Raw genomic sequence first — 13,805 nt, forward strand, 5'->3', positions numbered from 1 at the left:
CTTAGATCCCGTGCAGGCCATCAACGATTTCATCCTGGCCGCGGCCGAGCAGCCGTGGGTGTTGTTCCTTGTGTTGGCCTGCTGCCTGATCGACGGTTTCTTCCCACCCATTCCCAGCGAATCCGTGGTGGTCGGCTTGAGTGCTGTCTCCGGCGGCGCAGGCTCACCCAACGTGTGGCTGCTCGGGGTCATGGCAGCAATCGGCGCCTTCTCAGGCGACAACATTGCCTACCTGATAGGGCACCGTATCGGGGTCCAGCGTTGGCGTTGGATGCGTACGCAGCGCATGCAAGGAGCCTTCCGCTGGGCCGGTAAGGAACTCCGACGGCGGTCGGCCTCACTCATCATGGTGGCGCGCTTCATTCCCATCGGCCGGGTGGCAGTAAACCTCACAGCCGGTGCCACGCACTTCCATCACCGCCGCTTTGTAGCGCTGACTGCGATGTCCGCCATCCTGTGGGCAAGCTATTCGGTGGTCCTGGGGTACTTCTTTGGGGTCTGGTTCGAGCACAACCACCTGTTGGGCGCAGTGATTGCCATTGTGGTGGCTGTGATTCTGGGCATCATCATTGACCGCATCATCAGCAAGGTCAGGGGATCGGCGCCGCTGGACCGCAGCAACGTCGAAGACGCCACGAGTATTGCTGAGGAAGAAGCGCCGCCTCCACCCACGGTATGACACGAACGACGCCGGGAGATCAGCCCGGCGGTTGACGACGGAACGAGTACTCCACGCGTAGCGTTAAGTGGGTGATCCCGAGGCTGGGGCGTAGCGAACGACGTCCCGGCCGTGGGACACTAAGAGCGACTTCTGTCACAGTGTCAAGTCATATTCGCCTAGGAGCTACCGCCGCGTGGAGTTTTTGAACCAAATGCTCGAGCATGCAGCCGGGCAGCCTTGGATTTACCCGGTACTCCTCGTCTTTTTCTTCATTGACGGATTTGCCACCATTCTTCCCAGTGAAACAGCCATTGTGGGGCTCTCGGCGCTGTCCCTTCACAACGGTCAGCCGAACCTTTGGATTCTGGGAGCCACGGCCTTGGTTGGTGCAATGGCCGGTGACAATATGGCGTACATGCTGGGCCGCAAGATCGGATTGACACGCTGGAAGTGGATGCGCCGCCCCAAGGTCCAGAAGATGTTCGCGTGGGCTCAGTATGAGCTCGACAAACGTGGGGCAGTCCTGATCTTTACTGCCCGCTACATTCCCTGGGGACGTGTGGCTGTTAACTACGTTGCCGGCCAGACGGGTTTCCGCCACAGGACATTCTTCTTCTTGGATGCCTTCGCCTGCGTCACCTGGGTTTGCTACTCCATCGGCATCGGCCTTCTCGCCGGCCAGTGGGTGCACAACAACCCCCTGCTCGGCGTGGGCATTGCCGTGGCGTTCGCGGTGATCCTGGGCATTGTTGTGGACCACGTCCTTCGCTGGTGGCACAAGCACCTGGAGAAGAAGGATCTGGCTAAGAAGGATCAGGCTAAGAAGGATCAGGCCGCCGCTGCCCCTACAACAGCGAAGGCGCCAACGCCGGACCCCCAGGAGTTGACCCAAAAGGCCGTTGCCGGCGTCGACCTCTCCAAGCCTGCTGGCTAGGCTCCTGCCTTCCGCAGGCGACCACAGAGGGGGCCTGAAACGAGTCCATGGCGGCGGTGGGGATTACTCTTAGTACGTGACTGAGCCCATTGTTGACGCTGCCCCTGCCCTCGACTTCGATTTGAAGAGCCTTCCCAAGGTTTCCCTCCACGACCATTTGGACGGAGGACTGCGGCCTGCAACCATCATCGAACTGGCGCAGGCCGTCGGCCACACGCTGCCCTCCACTGATCCGGTTGCCCTGGGCGAATGGTTCCGCGAATCCGCCGATTCCGGTTCGCTGGTGCGCTACCTGGAAACGTTCGACCACACGGTTGCTGTGATGCAGACCAAGGAAGGCCTGTTCCGGGTCGCCAAGGAATTCGTGGAAGACCTTGCCGAGGACGGGGTCGTTTACGGTGAAGTCCGCTGGGCCCCTGAGCAGCACCTGCAGAAGGGCCTGACACTGGATGAAGTAGTGGAAGCGGTCCAGGATGGCCTCGAAGCCGGCGTGGACGCGGCGGAAGAACGCGGCCAGCAGATCCAGGTAGGGCAACTCATCACTGCGATGCGCCACGCCGACCGCGGCCAGGAAATCGCGGAGCTCGCTGTTCGACACCGCGCCAACGGCGCTGTGGGCTTCGACATCGCAGGCGCCGAGGACGGCTTCCTGCCCTCCCGCTTCAAGGACGCGTTCACGTACCTTGCCGAGAACAACTTCCCGGCCACGGTCCACGCCGGTGAGGCTGCGGGCCTGGACAGCATCCAGTCGGCGCTCGTGGACGGACGCGCTCTGCGGCTTGGGCACGGAGTGCGTATTGCCGAGGACATCACGGTGGAATTTGAAGACAACTCCGACGACGACGGCGAGGACACCATCGGCATGGTGACACTCGGCGGCGTGGCCGCCTGGGTTCGCGACCGCGGAATTGCACTGGAAATCTGCCCGTCATCGAACCTCCAGACCGGCGCTATCTCCAGCTTCGGCGAAGGCATCGAGAGCCACCCGTTGGACATGCTTTTCCAGCTCGGGTTCAACGTCACCATCAACACGGACAACAGGCTCATGAGCGGTGTCACCCTGACGGACGAGTTTGAGCTGCTGGTGGAAACCTTCGACTACGACCTCGATGATTTGCTCGAACTGACGCTGAACGCGGCAGAGGCCGCCTTCCTGCCTCTGGACGAGCGTGAAGCTTTGGTCGAGTACATCAACGATGCCTACGCCAACCTCGGCTAACGAGTCCGGCCCCGGGATTACGGAGCTGATCCGGACTGTCGCCTCGTTGCGGGAGCACTGCCCTTGGATGGGTGCGCTGACGCATGAGTCCCTGGTGGAGTACCTGATCGAGGAAGCCTATGAGGTTGTGGACTCGATCGAGGCCGGGGATTCGCCGGTCAGGGACGAGGAGCTTCGCGGCGAGCTGGGCGACGTACTGCTTCAAGTGGTGCTTCACGCCCGGCTTGCCGAGGAGCGTGGCAGCTTCGATTTTGATGCCGTAGCCCACGACATCCACGAAAAAATGGTCCGCCGCAATCCGCATGTGTTCAAGCCGGACGGTTCGCTGCAGGCAACGTTCCCGGCCACGGTCGAGGAAATCATCCTGAAGTGGGATGCCGTGAAGCGTGCTGAGAAGCCTGGCCGTGCCGATCCCTTCGAGGGAATCCCACCGCACCTGCCTGCTTTGGCAGGGGCGCAAAAGTCCCTGGACCGTGCTGCCCGTGCGGGTCTGTCGATCGACGCCCAAAGCCGGGCCACCGCCGTCGGGCTTCCTGCAATTCCAGACTCGGAAGAGGCGCTCGGTGAGCTGTTGCTCGCCGTCGTTGCCGGTGCCCGGGAGCAAGGGCTCGACGCCGAGCGTGCCCTCCGCGCAGCAGTTCGATCGTTTCAGAACGGGAAGGCCCAGCCTTCATGACGTGAGGAGTTTGAACCCGTTCCGTAACCTAAGCCACTCTCGACTACGCTAGTAGCGACGAGGACGTTGAGAATTTCCCTCCACATTCCTGTAATTTGCCCATAAGGAGCACATCCATGGCGGTTATCGATGCCATCCACGCCCGCGAAATCCTTGATTCCCGCGGAAACCCGACCGTAGAAGTTGAGGTCCTGCTTTCCGACGGCCAGATCGGCCGCGCAGCAGTTCCCTCCGGCGCCTCCACCGGCGAGCACGAAGCTGTTGAACTCCGCGACGGCGACAAAGGCCGTTACCTCGGCAAGGGTGTCCAGAAGGCCGTTGACGCGGTCATCGACGAGATCTCGCCGGCACTCATTGGTTTCGACGCAACGGACCAGCGCAGCATCGACCAGGCCATGATCGACCTCGACGGCACCCCGAACAAGAGCAAGCTCGGCGCCAACGCCATTCTGGGTGTTTCCCTGGCCGTTGCCAACGCAGCTGCTGCTTCCTCGGACCTGCCGCTGTACAAGTACCTCGGTGGCCCGAACGCACACGTCCTGCCGGTTCCGCTGATGAACATCCTCAACGGTGGCTCGCACGCCGACTCCGATGTTGACATCCAGGAATTCATGATCGCCCCGATCGGTGCCGAGACCTTCTCCGAAGGCCTGCGCTGGGGCGTTGAGGTCTACCACAACCTCAAGGCTGTCCTCCAGGAAAAGGGCCTCTCCACGGGCCTCGGTGACGAGGGTGGCTTCGCCCCCAACCTGCCGTCCAACCGCGCAGCACTGGACCTGATCCAGGAAGCCATCAAGAACGCCGGCTACACCCCGGGTACGGACATCGCCCTTGCCCTGGACGTTGCTTCCTCCGAGTTCTACAAGGACGGTGCTTACCAGTTCGAAGGCAAGGCACTGACCGCCTCGGAAATGAGCGCCTACTACGCCGAGCTCGTTGCCGACTACCCGCTGGTCTCCATTGAAGACCCGCTGGACGAGAACGACTGGGAAGGCTGGAAGACCCTCACCGACGCCATCGGTGACAAGGTCCAGCTGGTTGGCGATGACCTCTTCGTCACCAACCCGGTCCGCCTGCAGCAGGGAATCAGCGCCGCCACGGCCAACTCCCTCCTGGTCAAGGTCAACCAGATCGGTTCCCTGACCGAGACCCTGGACGCCGTTTCCCTGGCCCAGCGTTCCGGTTACACCACCATCACCTCGCACCGCTCCGGCGAAACCGAGGACACCACCATTGCTGACATCGCCGTTGCTACCAACGCGGGCCAGATCAAGACCGGTGCCCCGGCCCGCTCCGAGCGCGTCGCCAAGTACAACCAGCTCCTGCGCATCGAAGAAGAACTCGACGACGCCGCACGCTACGCCGGCCGCAGCGCGTTCCCGCGTTTCAAGGGCTAGCATTCCGCGAAAACAGCTGACCGGTGGCTATGGTGGAAAGACCATAGCCACCGGTTCTGTTTAACGCTTGCCTGCGGAACCGCGGGCACAGCAGGACCTACGCAAGTCCCGCACACGTACGTTACGCGCAGGGCAAGCGCAGCAACCCGCCAGGCAAGCACCGGGCATTACAGGAGTGTCATGGCCACCCGTCGTCCAAAGGTTCCCAGGGCCGATGCCCTCGGAAGGCCAAACAGCGCAGGCAGGCCAAGCAGCGCAGACCCTGCCGGCGCAGGCAGGCCAAATGCTGCAGGCAGGCCCAACAGCGCAGCCTCGGCCGGCGGAGAGGTCATTGCGGCTGAGTTCGGTGCCTCCCGCAGCTCTGGGGAATCTTCGACGCCGGCACCGGCCACCAGGAAACCCACGGCTCCCAAGCCCTCCGGCAGTGCCAAGACGGCAGCCAGCACCAGGACCGCAGGCAGTCCCAAGACTGCGGCCAGCACCAAGAGCTCAGCCAGCAGCAGGAGCGCAGCCAGCACCAGGAGCCCGGCCACCAAGACCAGCCCCGCCGCGTCCATGAAAGCTTCGTCCATGAAAGCTTCGGACAAAGCCTCCGGCAACAGCACCCGTGAAGCCCAGGACCTCGATCCCGTACCGGCGAAGGCGTTCTCGGGCAGGATGTTGGCGCTGGCCGTGGTCATGATTGCCATCACCATCATGCTTGCGCCCACGGTCCGGATTTTCCTGGAGAAGCGGGCTGAAATCTCCGCGCTGGAGGCCGAGATCGCCAGCAAGCAGGCAGAGCAGGCGGAGCTGAACAAGCAGCTTTCGCGGTGGCAGGATCCCAACTACGTGAAACAGCAGGCCCGCGACCGCATTAACATGGTTATGCCGGGTGAAACGGGTTACTGGGTATTTGGCGGGGAAGAAGCCGCCGGTACCCCTGGGGGCCGCACCGGCTCCGGATCATCCGCGAACCCGGCAAACCTGCCCTGGGTGGATGCGCTCTGGGAGTCAATCAGACGATCGGCAACAGACTAGACGCGGTGCCCGCCGCCGTCGTGTCCTACTGGGACATGGCCAAAAGGGCAGGAAGGTTGGCAGCGCAAGTGGAAGAGAACACGGCAGCCGTGCCGCAGGAATCCCGCCAGCCATCAGCACACGACCTCGATGTCCTCAGCCGACAGCTGGGCAGGCCGGTGCGGGACGTGGTGGAGATTCCCGCGCGCTGTGTATGCGGGAATCCGCTCGTCGCGGCCACGGCGCCCCGGCTTAGCAACGGAACTCCGTTTCCCACCACCTTCTACCTGACCCACCCGGTCATCACGTCCGCCGTGTCGCGGCTCGAAGCGGGCGGGTTGATGAACGAGATGAATGATCGGCTCACTGCGGATCAGGAACTTGCGGATGCGTATCACGGCGCCCATGAGTCCTACCTGCAGGCACGCAACGAGATCGCTGGGCGTTCCGGCACGGGGGCCGTGCCGGAAATCGATGGGATCTCCGCTGGTGGCATGCCCACCCGCGTCAAGTGCTTGCACGTCCTGGTTGGCCATTCCCTGGCCGCCGGTCCCGGGGTCAACCCGCTGGGTGATGAAGCGTTGGACGCCATCGCAGAGTGGTGGACCAAGGACCGTTGCTACTGCGATGGCGCCTGGGACACTGCAGGCGAGGCTCCTTCCAGGGACCTGAGCCGTCACGGTCCTCAAGGTCTGCCTGACATCGTGGGTCGCCCGGCACCGGTCCGAAAGCCCAAGGCCGAGTCCGGCAGCGAATTGGTGGAGGACGCATGAGCCGCGTCGCCGCCATTGACTGCGGAACCAACTCCATCCGCCTCCTCATTGCCGATGCTTCGGCGAATGGGGCGCCCGGGCCTCTGACCGACGTCGTGCGTGAAATGCGCGTGGTGCGGCTGGGACAAGGTGTGGATGCTACCGGAGAACTTGCTCCCGAGGCCTTGGAACGCACCTTCTCCGCCACAGCGGACTATGCAGCACTTATCCGTGAACACGGTGCCGCGCGCGTGCGCTTTGCTGCGACCTCGGCCACCCGCGACGCCCGGAATCGCCAGGTTTTCGTTGATGGAATCCGGGAGCTTCTTGGCGTGGAGCCTGAAGTTATCTCGGGTGATGAGGAAGCTGCGCTGTCCTTCGCAGGTGCAAGCAGCGTTTTGCCCGTTACCGGCGATGACGCGGTGCTGGTGGTTGACCTTGGTGGCGGCAGCACCGAATTCGTCCTCGGCGACGCCAGTGGCGTGATTGCCGCGCGTTCTGTGGACATTGGCTGTGTTCGGCTGACGGAACGCCACCTTCGCAGCGACCCGCCTACTGCGGCGCAGATTGCAGCAGCAGAGGCCGACGTCGACGCCGCACTTGATCTTGCCGCGCAGACCGTTCCGCTGGAAAGTGCCACAGCCGTGGTTGGCGTCGCGGGTTCCATCACCACCATCACTGCGCACGCCCTGGGCCTGAGCGAGTACCAGCCTGACCGGATCCACGGTGCCTACCTGGACATTGAAACCATCAGCGATGCGTGCACCAGCCTGCTGGAAATGACCCGCGACGAACGGGCGGTTCTTCCCTACATGCATCCAGGCCGTGTGGACGTCATCGGAGCTGGAGCCCTGGTGTGGCGGCGCATCCTGGGAAGGCTTGCCGCCGTGGGCAACGGTGCTATCAGCGATGCAATTTCCAGCGAACACGACATCCTGGATGGGATTGCCCTGAGTATCCAGGACTCCGCATGACCCTGCGATACCATCGCCTGCTTTCTGCTGCCCTGGCCACGACGCTGGCCGGGGGAGCATTGGCCGGTGCGCTGTTGACTGCCCCGGCAGCGACGGCGGACGCTTGGCGGGACAAGGAGTTCTGGCTCAAGGAATCGGGAATCACGAATGCCTGGCAGGTCTCCAAGGGAGCTGGCGTCAAGGTAGCCATCATCGATAGCGGCATTGACGGGAACCACCCTGACCTCAAGGGCGTCGTGGTGGGCGGAACGGACGTTTCCGGAGCTGGCGCGCCCAACGGACAGAAGAGCATCGGCGCCAAAACGGAGCACGGGACACTTGTGGCCACCATGCTGGCCGGGCGCGGACACATCACGCCCACAGCTTCCCCTTCGCCCTCAGCCTCGCCCACCGTTCCTCCCGCTGGGGGACCGGACGGGATCATCGGCGTCGCGCCTGAAGCGGAGATCCTGGCAGTGTCCACCTGGCTGGGTTCACCGAACCCGGGAGGTAAGACGGACCAGGAACAGATTCCCGATGCCGTGCGGTGGGCTGTGGACAATGGCGCAAAGGTCATCAATATTTCCCTGGGCAGTACCTCACCGGTATGGCCGCAAAGTTGGGATGCGGCATTCCTGTATGCCGAGCAAAAGGATGTGGTGATCGTCGCCGCCGCGGGGAACCGGGTGGGTGGCAACGTGCAGGTAGGAGCTCCCGCCACCATTCCAGGTGTACTCACCGTGGCAGGGCTCGACGGCGATGGCCGGGCCAGCGTCGACTCCTCCTCGCAGGGGATCAGCATCGGCGTTGCAGCACCGGCAGAAAACCTCCTTGGCGGGATGCCCGGAGGCGGATACGCCGAATGGGCTGGAACTTCCGGGGCCGCGCCCATTGTTTCCGGCGTGGCCGCACTCATCAGGTCCAAGTGGCCGGAGATGAGTGCAAAGCAGGTCATCAACAGGATTGTGAGCACGGCCAAGGACGCTGGCGCCCCTGGCAAGGACCCGCTTTACGGCTACGGTGTGCTGAACGCAGAGGCAGCTCTGAAGGATGAGGTAGAGACCACAAGCACCAACCCGCTCGGTTCGATCGCGGATTGGATTCGTGTCCACAGGCGGGGCGACTTCAGCACCCCGTCCCAGGCTCCCGTGGCCAGTCCTACCAGCGCGCCACCCACCTTGGCAGATCCAACTGTTCCAGTTGCCGCCACTCCGGCGCACGTGGACGACGCGCTTCCGGCCGCCGTCGTACTCGGCTTCGGCGGCATCTTCGCGGTGATCCTTGTGGGCGCCTCCATTCAGCTGCGCAGGGTAGCGCGGCGGCCTTCGTCTACAGGGGAAGAGGCCGAAACGGGAACGCTGGAAGCAGTGGATCCACCCACCCGGAAGTAGCTAGTGAAGATTTTCACAAAGTGCTGTACTCTGGTTTCATGGCAACCACCCCAGAGCTCATTGACCGTCCCCGGGTTCTCGTCGTCGGCGGCGGCTACGTCGGCCTGTACGTAGCCCTTAAATTGCAGAAGAAGATCGCGAATGCAGGTGGCATCGTCACCGTCGTAGATCCACTGCCCTACATGACTTACCAGCCGTTCCTCCCTGAGGTCGCTGGTGGCAACATCGAGGCACGCCACGCCGTCGTCTCCCACCGTCAGCACCTCAAGCAGACGGAGCTCATCCAGGGCCGCGTCACCAGCATCGACCACGCAAACCGCACCGCGGTTGTGGCTCCTGCCAACGGTGAAGCTACCTTCGAGATTCCGTACTTCGACGTCGTCATCGCCGCCGGTGCCATCACCCGCACCTTCCCGATCAAGGGCCTCGCTGACAAGGGCATCGGCCTGAAGACCATCGAGGAAGCCGTAGCGCTTCGCAACAAGGTGCTGGAGCGCATTGAAGCCGCTTCCATCATGACGGACCCCGCAGAGCGCGCCAAGGCGCTCACCTTCGTGGTTGTCGGTGGCGGTTTTGCCGGCATCGAATGCCTCACCGAAATGGAAGACCTCGCCCGCGCCGCCGTCAAGAACAACCCGCGTGTCCGCCAGGAAGAAGTCCGCTTCATCCTCGTTGAGGCCATGGGCCGCATCATGCCCGAGGTCACCGCATCCCAGGCCGAGTGGGTTGTAGAGCACCTGCGTAGCCGCGATATCGAGGTCCTCCTCAACACCTCCCTGGACAGCGCCGAGGGCAACCTCAAGCTGATCAACCTCCCGGACAAGACGTCCGCAGGTGAAGTTGAAGCTGACACCTTGGTCTGGGCTGCCGGCGTGCAGGCCAACCCGATGATCCGCTCCACCGACTTCCCGCTGGAACCGCGCGGCCGTGTCCGGGTGCTCCCGGACCTCCGTATTGCCGGCGACGAAGGCATAGTGGAGAACGCCTGGGCAGCCGGCGATATCGCCGCTGTTCCGGACCTCACGGGCAAGGGCCTTCCGGACGGTACTTGCGTTCCGAACGCCCAGCACGCGCTCCGCCAGGCAAAGAAGCTCGCAAAGAACCTCTGGGCTTCCCGCTGGGACAAGCCGCTGCACGACTACAAGCACAAGAACCTTGGTGCCGTGGCCGGCTTCGGCGAGTGGAAGGGGGTTGCCAACATCAACCTGCTGGGCCGCATCGGCCTCAAGGGCGGCCTCGCCTGGCTGGCACACCGTGGATACCACGGCATGGCGATGCCCACGGTTGAGCGTAAGTTCCGCGTGATCTTCGGCTGGATCCTGGCCTTCTTCGCTGGCCGCGACACCACGCAACTGATTGACCTGGACAACCCGCGTGGCGCTTTCGTTGCAGCTGCCACCCCGGCCCCCAAGCCGGCTGCTGCACCTGCCCCCGCACCTGCTGTTGCGGAAAAGCCTGCCGAGGACAAGACTCCGGTATCGGCTGACGCCAAGTAGTAACGTTCGACGACGGCTGCTCCCCTAAGGGGTGTGGCCGTCGTCGTCGTTTAAGCTGTTGCCATGCCCGGCGAAACTGATCTGAAGACCCTTCTGGCGTCACTGCATCCTGTCATCAGGGAGGGTGACTACGTGTACGCCCTCTGGCCGCATGGCAAGCCGCTGGAAGGCGACATCGAGGCCGCCGTCCGGGAGGCCGAGGGTTTGACTGTGGTCCTGCGACGGGGTGAGGCGGACCGGCTTGGCCTCTCCTACGATTTCGTGGCCGCCTGGATCACGCTCCAGATTCATTCCGCATTGGAAGCAGTGGGATTGACGGCCGCCGTGAGTGCGGCGCTTACGCATGCAGGCATCAGCTGCAACGTCCTCGCCGGCTTTCACCATGACCACTTGCTGGTCCCAATAGCGGACACCGACCGCGCGCTGGACGTGTTGCGTTTGCTGGCCCGAGGGGTGGTACTGCGGACTGAGCGGCCAGAAGACCGCCCTGAAATCCTGGAACTGACGGCGCGGGCCTTCTCGGTGTCTCCCATGACTGGCCAACCCGTTGAGGGGACACCCGTGGAGGTTGGCTTGCTGCGCGAGCTCTTCGAGTGCGTCGAGTACATTCCAGAGTTGAGCATCGTGGCTGAGATCGGCGGGGACATTGTTGGCTACGCCATCAGCACTCGCGGCTGGATCGGCGACCTGGAACTCGTCGGGTTGGGTCCCATCGGCGTGCTTCCCCAGTTTCAGCGACGCGGCGTCGGCTCGGCCCTCATGCGTGAGTCTGCCGCGCGCGCCACGGCGGCAGGGGAGCCTGCGATTGCTTTGCTGGGCAGCCCTCTCTATTACCCGCGCTTCGGGTACGTGCCGGCCACCTCCTTGGGTGTGGAACCGCCCGAGGCTTCCTGGGGTGATCACTTCCAGCTGCTGCCCCTGCCAGCATGGCCCGACGGCGTCCGGGGAACCTTTCGCTACGCGGCGCCATTCGAACGCGTGTAGCTGGGATGCCGGTCTAGCTGGGATACCATGGTGCGGGCGCCCCAATAGCCCAATTGGCAGAGGCAGCGGACTTAAAATCCGCGTGTTGTGGGTTCGAGTCCCACTTGGGGCACAGAGGAGAACGGCCCTACTTTCTTTGGTTTGTAAGGAAAGTGGGGCCGTTGCCAGTTCTGGGTTGTTTGTATTTTCGGTGGGTTGGTTGCCTATTTGGTTACCATTGCGTTTCATTGGCCCGCTTGCGGGCCCTGGTCGTCATCCTGGCCATTCAGCGCCTGCCGTCCCTGATCTGATAAAGGCGGGGCTTGGATAGGCCGGTGGCTTCGATGAGGTCCTTGAGTCGGATGTCGTCCTTTGAAAATGCTTCCCGGATGAGGGTGCGCAGTTCCAAGTCCAGGCGCTCGGCCTCAGCGGCGGCCTTGGCTTTCGCTTCGGCCGCCGCCCGGATTTCTTCCAGATCAACCATGCCTGCGCCGCCTCGCAAGTATCACTCCGGCAACCACCGCAACCACCAGCCAAGCTGCCAGCAACCCGAAGCTGACCACGGGGTACTTGCCGCCGGACACTACGGCCCCTGCGCCGACGGTGATGCCGGTGGAAACGATGGTGATGAACAACGGATCTTTGACGGTCTTCATGTGCTCTCGAATGTTCGCTAGTTTGGGTGTGGAACGGGGTAATTTCTCAGTGGTGGAATGATGCGTTTCGTGACGGATTCCAATGCCTCCCCAGCGAGTCCCACTTGGGGCACTGAGCGGAAGGGGAGGACGTTTCCTCCCCTTCCATGTGTCAGCCACTCTTCAGAGACTTTTCCCAGCAGGCTCGTAGATTCCCCACAGGCAACGAGTGTTATAGGGATGTGACCTGAATCACTTATCTTCCCGGATCAATTGCACTAGTTTGAGTCTTAATCAGGAACACCTGAGTTATCGCATCAAAGGCAGTTCGCACCTTTCGATCGAGGAGACAACGAATGTTTGATCTTTCCCAAGCGGCGCCCCGAGCCGCCAAGCTTACAGCGCTTGGCATTGGGGTTGCCCTCCTGGCCACAGCTTGTGGTGGGTCCTCCACGCCGAGCCAAACCGGGTCAAGTTCCGCCGCCGCTGCAGGCATCTCCTGCCCGGCTCCGAGTGCAGGGGCGGGAGCCGGCAACAGCCAGGCTGCTACCAACACGGGACCCGTACCTCCCTCGACCACTACTACCGCCACTCCTCTGAAACTTGGATCGCTTCTGCCGACAACGGGGTCGCTTGCGTTCCTGGGCCCACCGGAAATTGCCGGTGTCAACCTCGGTATCAAGGAAGTCAATGATGCTGGCGGCGTCCTGGGCGCTCCCGTTTCGGTGGTGCACCGTGACTCCGGTGACACCAAGACCGACATCGCAACCCAGTCCACCACCGCCCTCCTGGGCCAGGGTGTGAGCGCAGTTATTGGCGCCGCCTCGTCTGGTGTTTCCAAGACGGTCATCAACCAGATCACCGGCGCTGGAGTCATCCAGTTCTCGCCTGCGAATACGTCCCCTGACTTCACCACTTGGGACGACAAGGGCCTCTACTGGCGCACCGCGCCCTCCGACGTCCTGCAGGGCAAGGTTCTGGGTAACTACATGGCTACCTGTGGCGCCCAGACTGTGGGCATGATCGTCCTCAACGACGCCTACGGCACCGGGCTGCAGAAGAACGTCAAGGCAGCCTTCGAAGCCGCTGGCGGCAAGGTTGTGGCCGAGGAACTCTTCAACGAAGGTGACTCGCAGTTCAGCAGCCAGGTGGACAAGGTCATCGCCGCCAAGCCCGACGCCATCGCACTGATCACCTTCGACCAGGCGAAGAGCATCGTCCCCCTGATCACCGGCAAGGGAATCAAGCCCACGCAGCTGTTCATGGTTGACGGCAACACCTCGGATTACAGCAAGGACTTCCAGGCCGGCACCTTGAAGGGCGCACAGGGAACCATCCCCGGTACGTTCGCCAAGGATGCCTTCAAGCAGAAGCTCCTCGCTATCGATCCAGCCCTGAAGGATTACAGCTACGCAGGTGAGTCCTACGACGCCGTGAACCTGATCGCGCTGGCCTCTGAAGCGGCCAAGAGCACCAAGGGCACGGACATCGCAGCCAAGCTGAAGGATGTCTCTGAGGGTGGCGAGAAGTGCACCGACTTCGCCTCCTGCGTAACCCTGCTTCGCCAGGGCAAGGACATCGACTACGACGGCCAGTCGGGCCCGGTAACGTTCTCCGACGCCGGTGACCCCACCGAGGCGTACATCGGTATCTACGAATACCAGGACAACAACACCTACAAGCCGGTCCGTGAAGAGTTCGGCAAGCTCTAAGCCAAACCCTGACTAGA

General features: G+C 62.8%; 15 protein-coding genes and 1 tRNA gene. 13 read left to right on the forward strand and 3 right to left on the reverse strand.

Features of this window, described 5'->3' with window-relative positions; all coding sequences use genetic code 11:
* The first annotated feature begins 10 nt into the window (after positions 1 to 10).
* From AB4Z15_RS07170 to eno, 5 genes are all read left to right on the forward strand, one after another.
* The gene (locus AB4Z15_RS07170; protein ID WP_442002634.1) at positions 11 to 679 is read left to right on the forward strand and encodes a DedA family protein; all 669 of its coding nucleotides are present in this window, start codon (positions 11 to 13) and stop codon (positions 677 to 679) included.
* 193 nt (positions 680 to 872) lie between these two features.
* Positions 873 to 1,595 carry a DedA family protein gene (locus tag AB4Z15_RS07175; protein WP_442016819.1) on the forward strand — a complete coding sequence of 241 codons (723 nt, stop codon included), beginning with the start codon at positions 873 to 875 and terminating at the stop codon, positions 1,593 to 1,595.
* A gap of 76 nt (positions 1,596 to 1,671) precedes the next feature.
* Complete coding sequence (locus tag AB4Z15_RS07180; RefSeq protein WP_442016721.1) at positions 1,672 to 2,814, forward strand: adenosine deaminase; 1,143 nt, start codon at positions 1,672 to 1,674, stop codon at positions 2,812 to 2,814.
* Positions 2,792 to 3,490 (forward strand): MazG nucleotide pyrophosphohydrolase domain-containing protein, encoded by a 699-nt coding sequence (locus tag AB4Z15_RS07185; RefSeq protein ID WP_442016722.1) that lies wholly within the window; start codon positions 2,792 to 2,794, stop codon positions 3,488 to 3,490. Before AB4Z15_RS07180 ends, AB4Z15_RS07185 begins: the two co-directional genes overlap by 23 nt.
* A 116-nt stretch (positions 3,491 to 3,606) precedes the next feature.
* Positions 3,607 to 4,887, forward strand: coding sequence for a phosphopyruvate hydratase (gene eno, locus AB4Z15_RS07190; RefSeq protein WP_442016723.1), 1,281 nt, complete (start codon positions 3,607 to 3,609; stop codon positions 4,885 to 4,887).
* Between the two features lie 167 nt (positions 4,888 to 5,054).
* On the opposite strand, the gene AB4Z15_RS07195 is transcribed toward eno, so the two are convergent.
* A complete protein-coding gene (locus AB4Z15_RS07195; RefSeq protein ID WP_442016724.1) occupies positions 5,055 to 5,459 on the reverse strand; it encodes a hypothetical protein in 405 nt (134 codons plus the stop codon).
* On the opposite strand from AB4Z15_RS07195, the gene AB4Z15_RS07200 reads away from it, so the two are divergent.
* The 7 genes from AB4Z15_RS07200 (at position 5,458) to AB4Z15_RS07230 (ending at position 11,574) form a co-directional block, all read left to right on the forward strand.
* Positions 5,458 to 5,907 (forward strand): FtsB family cell division protein, encoded by a 450-nt coding sequence (locus tag AB4Z15_RS07200; RefSeq protein WP_442016725.1) that lies wholly within the window; start codon positions 5,458 to 5,460, stop codon positions 5,905 to 5,907. The two genes, AB4Z15_RS07195 and AB4Z15_RS07200, sit on opposite strands and share 2 nt — an antisense overlap.
* A gap of 68 nt (positions 5,908 to 5,975) precedes the next feature.
* Positions 5,976 to 6,659, forward strand: a complete 684-nt coding sequence (locus AB4Z15_RS07205) for a DUF501 domain-containing protein (protein ID WP_442002708.1) — start codon at positions 5,976 to 5,978, stop codon at positions 6,657 to 6,659.
* Entirely contained in the window at positions 6,656 to 7,612 is a 957-nt protein-coding gene (locus AB4Z15_RS07210; RefSeq protein WP_442016726.1) for a Ppx/GppA phosphatase family protein, read from the forward strand. The genes AB4Z15_RS07205 and AB4Z15_RS07210 overlap by 4 nt, the downstream gene beginning before the upstream one ends.
* Positions 7,609 to 8,982: a S8 family serine peptidase gene (locus AB4Z15_RS07215; protein ID WP_442016727.1), complete on the forward strand. Its 1,374-nt coding sequence runs from the start codon at positions 7,609 to 7,611 to the stop codon at positions 8,980 to 8,982. Before AB4Z15_RS07210 ends, AB4Z15_RS07215 begins: the two co-directional genes overlap by 4 nt.
* 38 nt (positions 8,983 to 9,020) lie before the next feature.
* Positions 9,021 to 10,478: an NAD(P)/FAD-dependent oxidoreductase gene (locus AB4Z15_RS07220; protein WP_442016728.1), complete on the forward strand. Its 1,458-nt coding sequence runs from the start codon at positions 9,021 to 9,023 to the stop codon at positions 10,476 to 10,478.
* 63 nt (positions 10,479 to 10,541) lie between these two features.
* Positions 10,542 to 11,462: an N-acetyltransferase gene (locus AB4Z15_RS07225; protein ID WP_442016729.1), complete on the forward strand. Its 921-nt coding sequence runs from the start codon at positions 10,542 to 10,544 to the stop codon at positions 11,460 to 11,462.
* A 38-nt stretch (positions 11,463 to 11,500) separates the two neighbouring features.
* A tRNA-Leu gene (locus AB4Z15_RS07230) sits at positions 11,501 to 11,574 on the forward strand.
* 153 nt (positions 11,575 to 11,727) lie between these two features.
* Here the strand turns inward: AB4Z15_RS07230 and AB4Z15_RS07235 are convergent.
* Together AB4Z15_RS07235 and AB4Z15_RS07240 are read right to left on the reverse strand one after the other, a co-directional pair.
* A complete protein-coding gene (locus tag AB4Z15_RS07235) occupies positions 11,728 to 11,925 on the reverse strand; it encodes a hypothetical protein (RefSeq protein ID WP_442002642.1) in 198 nt (65 codons plus the stop codon).
* Entirely contained in the window at positions 11,918 to 12,097 is a 180-nt protein-coding gene (locus AB4Z15_RS07240) for a hypothetical protein (RefSeq protein ID WP_442016730.1), read from the reverse strand. Before AB4Z15_RS07240 ends, AB4Z15_RS07235 begins: the two co-directional genes overlap by 8 nt.
* A gap of 335 nt (positions 12,098 to 12,432) precedes the next feature.
* Between AB4Z15_RS07240 and AB4Z15_RS07245 the strand changes: the two genes are divergently transcribed.
* Entirely contained in the window at positions 12,433 to 13,788 is a 1,356-nt protein-coding gene (locus AB4Z15_RS07245; RefSeq protein WP_442016731.1) for an ABC transporter substrate-binding protein, read from the forward strand.
* Positions 13,789 to 13,805 lie beyond the last annotated feature (17 nt).

The organism is Paenarthrobacter sp. 2TAF44 (genome assembly GCF_052114885.1).
Classification (GTDB): Bacteria; Actinomycetota; Actinomycetes; order Actinomycetales; family Micrococcaceae; genus Arthrobacter.